General features: G+C 72.1%; 6 protein-coding genes and 1 pseudogene. All 7 read right to left on the reverse strand.

Annotated features, from left to right (window positions below):
* Window positions 1-48: 48 nt before the first annotated feature.
* Window positions 49-237: pseudogene (thiS, locus tag VFW71_10695) on the reverse strand (sulfur carrier protein ThiS).
* Window positions 234-1,439: a glycine oxidase ThiO gene (gene thiO, locus VFW71_10700; GenBank protein HEU5003230.1), complete on the reverse strand. Its 1,206-nt coding sequence runs from the start codon at window positions 1,437-1,439 to the stop codon at window positions 234-236. Before thiO ends, thiS begins: the two are co-directional and overlap by 4 nt.
* 72 nt (window positions 1,440-1,511) lie before the next feature.
* The gene (locus tag VFW71_10705) at window positions 1,512-2,624 is read right to left on the reverse strand and encodes a hypothetical protein (protein HEU5003231.1); all 1,113 of its coding nucleotides are present in this window, start codon (window positions 2,622-2,624) and stop codon (window positions 1,512-1,514) included.
* Window positions 2,621-3,685: a class E sortase gene (locus tag VFW71_10710; GenBank protein ID HEU5003232.1), complete on the reverse strand. Its 1,065-nt coding sequence runs from the start codon at window positions 3,683-3,685 to the stop codon at window positions 2,621-2,623. The genes VFW71_10705 and VFW71_10710 overlap by 4 nt, the downstream gene beginning before the upstream one ends.
* A gap of 88 nt (window positions 3,686-3,773) precedes the next feature.
* Window positions 3,774-4,988 (reverse strand): hypothetical protein, encoded by a 1,215-nt coding sequence (locus VFW71_10715; protein HEU5003233.1) that lies wholly within the window; start codon window positions 4,986-4,988, stop codon window positions 3,774-3,776.
* A 98-nt stretch (window positions 4,989-5,086) separates the two neighbouring features.
* On the reverse strand, window positions 5,087-5,776 hold the full coding sequence (locus VFW71_10720; GenBank protein HEU5003234.1) for a class E sortase: 690 nt from the start codon (window positions 5,774-5,776) through the stop codon (window positions 5,087-5,089).
* 53 nt (window positions 5,777-5,829) lie between these two features.
* Window positions 5,830-6,303 (reverse strand): hypothetical protein (locus VFW71_10725; GenBank protein HEU5003235.1); only part of this gene is annotated, 474 nt, incomplete at its 5' end.

Consider the following 6,303-nt stretch of genomic DNA (forward strand, 5'->3'; position numbering starts at 1 on the left):
GGCGCCGGGTGGCGCCCCGGGTGGCGGTTGCGGCGCACCGCCCTGCACCGCACGCACAACCTCCAGGCGCTGGCCGTCGGCCGGCCGGCACGCCTCCCAGGTGCTGCGGGGGACGACCTCACCATCGAGGGCCACCGCGATGCCCCGCAGGTCGGCCATCCCGGCGGCGGCGAGCACCTCGGGCAGGGTCGAACCGTCCGGCGCCTCGACCAGAGCCCCGTTCACCCCGAGGTTCACGAGGCCCTCGCGGGGGCGGGGTTCGCTCGGCGAAACCGGTCGGGGAGGAAGGGCCGGACCAGGTCGGGGACCGGGGCGCCGGCGAGGACGTCGCCCAGGGCGTCGGCGGTCACCGGGGTGAGCAGGATCCCGTTGCGGTAGTGGCCAGTGGCGATCAGCAGGCCCGCCGGGCCGGTGCCGACCGGGCCGAGCAGGGGGGCGTTGTCCCGGCTCCCCGGACGCAGGCCGGCCGAGGCCTCCACCAGTTCCAGCTCGCGCACCGCCGGAACGGCCTCGATGGCCGCCCGGAGCAGCTCGAACATGCCTCCGCCGGTGAGCGACTGGTCGAACCCGCGCTCCTCGACCGTGGCGCCCACGACCACCTCGCCGCGCGCAGGGTCGCCCGGCCCGGCGCCCGGGAGGGCGCGGGGCACGAGGTACACCTCCTCGGTCCGGACGATGTGGCGGATGGGGAGCCCGTCGCCCGGCCGGGGCCGGAGGCGCAGGATCTGGCCCTTGACCGGGCGCACCGCCTCGCGCACCGCCGCCGGCACACCGCCGATCCCCCCGGACCAGCACCCGGCGGCCAGCACGACCCGGCCCCCCTTCGGGTCGAGGCTGACCTGGTCGAAGGTGACCTGCTCGCCGCCGTCCAGCTCGGCCCCGGTGCACACGCCGGAGTCCACCAGGACGCGGCGCACGCCGGCACCGGTGCGGATGGTCCCGCCCGCGGCCGCCAGGGCCGCGCCCAGGGCCGCCGTGAGCCGGCGGGGGTCCACCTCCTGCTCGGCGGTCAGGATGCCGGCCCGCACCCGGGGGTGGAGCCCCGGCTCATGCTCCCGGCAGGCGGCGGCGTCCAGCCAGCGGGCATCGAGCCCGGAGGCCGCCTGGAAGGCGTGGAGGTGGCGCAGGGCCTCGAGCTGGTCCCGGTCGAGGGCCACGAACAGGGTCCCGGGTGCCGCCGAGGCCAGGTCGTGGCCGCTGGCGGCGGCCAGCTCCCGGCGGAAGCCCGGGTAGCGCCGGGCGCTCTCCAGGGTGAGGGCCAGCAGGGCCTCCTCGCCGTAGGTGGCCTCGGTGATGGGGGCCAACATGCCTGCGGCATGGAACGAAGCGCCGCCCCCGGGTTCACCCCGGTCGAGCACGACCACGTCCCGGCCGCGCTGCGCCGCCCGCCAGGCGATGCCGAGGCCGATCGGCCCGGCTCCGATCACGAGGGTGTCCATACCCAACGAGTATGTAATAGGACGGGTCGGTACCAGGACAGGAGCAGCCGCTGCCGGGTGGTGCGGGGCGCCCTACAGGCCCTTCAGGAGCTTGCGGGCAAACCGGATGATGAACGCTGCCAGCACGATCAGCAGGGCGGCCGCGGCGATGTAGCGCAGCTTCTGGGCCGTGCTGGTCCCGCCGCTGGGGGGATCGCCCGCCAATGCCTGCACCGACCCGGTGGTGAACGACGGCACGGTCTCGGTGGCGGTGGGGATCGCCTGGCCGAAGGGCAGGTTGGGGGCGAACGTGTTGTCGATGGGGGCGATTGTGTTCCCCCCCACGGTGATCGGCTTGAGCTTGGGGGGAGCGATTGGGGAGGGGGGAGCGACGACCGACAGCGTCACCGGCTGCACCGCCACCGGCTGCGGCGTCACCGCATTGCTGGGCGACGACGCGGCCGAGCTGATGCCCGCCTTGGTCAGCGGCGAGCTGCGGACGGCGATCACCTCGTAGGTCAGGGCCGAGCCCTGCGGGGCGGCCGGGTCGTTGAATGTGGTGGTGTTCACCGTGCCGATCGGGCTGTATGCCCCGCCGGTGGAGCGCAGGACCTCGTAGCCGGTGATGTCCGGCTCCGGGTTGGCCGCCCAGGTCACCGTAGGCTGCCCGCCGGCGAGGACGGCGGCCACCTTGGACGGTGTCGAGGGTGGGTTGTTGACCGAGAGCTGGCTGACCTGGGAGCTGGCCACGTCGCCCAGCAGCGAGACCGCGGTGGCCGAGATGGAGTACACGCCGTTGTAGGGCGTCTGGGTGGCGGTGTTCCAGGCGAACGCGATCGTGTCGCTCAGCGTCGAGGCCAGCAGTTTGTAGTTGTGGCTCACGGTGGCCGAGGCGGGCAGGGCCGGGATGCCCTTCCCGGGCACGATAGCCACCGAGAAGCTCGACAGCGAGTCCAGGCTGCCGGAGTCGAAGTGCACCTGGTAGGTCCCAGTGAGCGTCGTGCCGCTGTCCGGGGTGCACTGGTGGGCGACGTCGTCGGTGGCCCCCGACGGGGACTGCCAGTCGGTCACCGACACGTCGATGAAGGTGGTCACGTTGCCGGTGCAGGGCGACGCCGCGGCCCGGGCCGAGCCGGCGAAGCCGAACGGCGCGACCGTGAGGAGCGCCCCGAGCAGGCCGGCCGCCAGCCGCGGGGCCCGGGTCATGAGGTCAGGACCGCCCGGGCGACGAGGCGGTTGGTCTGCTGGCCGGGCGGGTTGCAGGTAGTCAGGGTCAACAGCTTCTCCTGGGTGGGGAATGAGATCACGGTCCAGTCCGTGGGCTGGACGATCCAGGGGTTGTTATGCCCGTCAAAGGGCGGGAGAACCGTATAGGTAAAGCTCTCGAAGGGGGTCTGGAGCACGATCTTGTCGCCCGCCACCAGCTTGTTCAGGTCCCCGAAGGGATGCCCGTTCATGGTCCGGTGCCCGGCGATGGCCACATTGCCGGTCTCGCCGGGCAGCGGCGACTGCGGGTAGTGGCCGGCGCCGACATTGAGTGCCTCGTCGGTCACCCCCTGGACGACGACCTCCTTCACGTTCAGGGCGGGGATCTCGATGTAGGTGATGGGGCTGCCGGTGCCGAAGTCGCGGCTGGCGTACGCCTGCAGTGCCCGCAGCCGCTCGGCGCCGGTCTCCTGCCCGACCTGGTCGAGCTGGTGGCCGAGGGTCGCCTGCTTACGGCCGGCGACGACGTCGGTATAGAAGGGGTAGCCGGCCACTGCGATCCCGGCCAGGATCAGGACCAGGGCGAAGGCGATGAGGGCGATGGCGAGCTTCTTGCGGGGTTTGCCCCGCCGGCGCTCGGGCGGGCGGCCGGCTTTGCCGCCCCGGTTGGCGGGCTGCGGCCCGCCGGGCAGCGCCCCGGGGGGTCCGCCGGTGGGCGCCGGCCGGGCCGGAGCCGAGGCGGCGACCGGCACGGCGTAGGGGTCCGCCAGCAGCTGGGCAGGCCCCGCGGGACCATTTGGTCCGGCCGGTCCGGCCGGTCCGGTGGGCTCCGCCGACTCCGGGTCAAACAGCGCTGGCCCGCCGGCCTCGTCGGCCTCAAGCGACCGGGCCGCGGCGGCCAGGGCCTCCGCGGTGGGACCGAGGCTGGCGGCCGCTGGGGACCTCGGGGGGCGCGCGGCGGGCGGCTGTGGTGGGCTGCCGGGGCCGCCGGAACCTGCATTCCGGCCCGGCTCTTCCGGTCCCCCCGCGCCGGCGGCGCTTGCCGGGTCGGGACGTGGCATGGCCCTTACTCTACCCGCGAAAAGCGTTCCAGCCCGCTGTGGACATGCTGGCGATCAACTCGCGGCTCGTCGCGGCTCGGCCTTTGGGCTACGCCGTCCGGGTCAACTTCCGGGCGTACCGGGTGAGGTGGACGGCCAGCACGATCAGGATCGCCGCCGCGGCGATGTACTTGGCGGCGTTGACCGGCGTCACCTTGCCGATGGCGGGCAGCGAGATCGACGACTGGCTGCCCTGCGCCGGCGGGGCCTGCACCGGGGCGGGGACCGTGGTGGTGACCGCCTGCTCGGGGATCTTGCCCGAGTAGGGCAGCAACGGCGCGAACTGGACGACGTTCGGCTGGGGCAGCTGGATGACCGTGGTGGGCAGCGACGGTGCCGTGACCTGGTTGGGCTTCGGTGCGGTGAGCGCCACCGGCTGGAGCTGGGGCAGGCTGCTGGTCCCGGTCACGCCCTTGGCCGCGGCGACCGGCTTCGGCGGGTCCACGGTGGCCACCGAGTTGGGCAGTGTCGGGCCCGAGGGTGCCGGCACCGTGACTGCGGCGGTCTCCAGGTTGGTGGGCGGGGAGGAGCACGGGGCGGCCTTGCCGCACGAGGTGATGCCCGAGGAGTAGACCGGGCTGGAGCGGACGGCCACCACGATGTAGCTGACCGGCGTGCCGGCCGGGGCGGCGGTGTCCTGGTAGCTGGTGACGCCCGCCGCGGTGTTGAAGGCGGCGGCTGAGCCGGACCCGCCCGAGCGGAAGACCTCGTAGCCGGTGATGTCGGCTTCGGGGTTCGGGTTCCACGACACCACGGGAGTGCTGCCGCTCAAGGTGGCCTTCACGCCGCTCGGGTTGGCCGGGGGGTTGTTGACCAGGATTTGCGTGGCCGCGGTTCCCGGGGGGGTCCCGAGGAGGTTCTTCGCCTCGGTGCCGGTGGCGTTGATGGTGTACGTCCCGTTGGCCTTGGTGCTGGCGCCGCTGTTCCACTGGTAGGTGGGCACGGTCACCGAAGCCTGGGTGCTGTTCGCCGGGGCGTTCCAGCTGTCCGAGCCCACCACCGCTCCGCCGCCGTCGGTGATGCTGATCGAGACGCTCGACATGGCGCACAGAAGGTCGCTGCAGCTGGCGCTCACATTAATAGGGACGGTGCCCTGCTCGGCGGCGTTGGCCCCCGGGGAGTTGATGACGACGGTCACGTTCGAGGTCGCCGCCCCCGCCGGGCCGGCGAGCGGGCCCATAAAAGAAAGGGCGGTGAAGCCGAAGGCGGAGGCGGCGAGCGTCCCCGCAGCGACAAAAGAACAGGAGAGACGACGAAGGTTCATCGCTGGGGGGACGCTCCTTGCCTGACTGGGCCGACTCCGGACTGACGGGTGACCTGGCGGTGGACCACGATGAAAAAGAGACCTTCTGCTACCTGATGTTACCGGGTGGTCGAGCCCGGAACGATGTTCTTCACCGAGGTCAGCTGGGCCCGGACCACGATGCGCTGCGAGGCGGTGCCCTCGGGCGTGCACGTGGTGAGGGTCAGGAACGGCGCCGTGGTCTGGGCGATGACCGTCCAGTCGTTGGGGAGGGTGGTCCAGACCCCGGGGTGCCCATCGACGGAGGCCACCACGGTATAGGTGCACTCCTGGAACGGGGTCATCAGGGTGACCGTGTCTCCCGTAGCCATCTTGTTGAGGTCCTGGAACGGGTGCCCATTCATGGTGCGGTGCCCGGCAATCGCGACATTGCCGGTGTTCGAGCAGGGGAGCGGGGTCTGCGGGTAGTGCCCCGTGCCAGCGGCGAGCGCCTGCGACGAGGTGCCCTGGACGACGATGGTGTCCAGCCCGATCTTCGGGATCTGGATCTTGGTGAGGGGGGAGCCCTCCGCCAGGGTCGCCTGACCGGAGGTGGTGCCGACCTTCACCGGGTTCTCATACGCCGCCTTGAGCTTGGCCGAGGCGTTCTGGAGCTCGGCTCGCAGTACCTTCTGCTTGTTCTCGGCTCGGATGTTGGTGTACTCCGGATACCCGAGGAGACCCACGGCCCCCACCACCATCACTCCCGCAAGTACCGAGAGGATGGTGGCGAGGAGCCGCCGAGCCTTCGGGGTCGCCTTAAGTGTCACTGAGCGATCCCTCTTCTTTCCTTACTGGCGATGCGTCTGCTTAGGTACCGAACCTACGCCCGGGAACCGGCACGCAGCCGGCGGCTCTTGCGCAGGAGGTGTGCGGCAGCCGTGGCGACGACCAGACCGCCGGCCCAGAAGACATACGTCGGGCCACCGGTGATGGGCAGAGCCGGAGCTGCGGACTGCACCTTGGCGATGTTGCCGGCAACCGAAGCGCTGGCAGATGCCAGGTTCAGCCGGAGGCCACCGTCGAAGGCGGAGGGCGAGGAGGCGCCGAGGCCCTCGAGGGCGTCGATGCCCACGCCGGTCGACTGTGCGGTCACGTTCGCACCTGTGGCGGACGGCGTGGCGCTGGCGACCTTGATCTGGGTCTGCAGCGGGGTGCCGGCCAGCAGGGTGAGGTCACCGGCCTGGTCGGTCGAGCTGAGCAGCCCGCCGAGCAGCCCGCTGAGGCTCGGGATCGAGACCGGGAGGTCGAGAAGCGGTGCGCCCGTCAGGTTCAGCGGGTCGCCGACCTTGATGTG

The organism is Actinomycetota bacterium (genome assembly GCA_035765775.1).
Taxonomy (GTDB): Bacteria; Actinomycetota; CADDZG01; order JAHWKV01; family JAOPZY01; genus DASTWV01.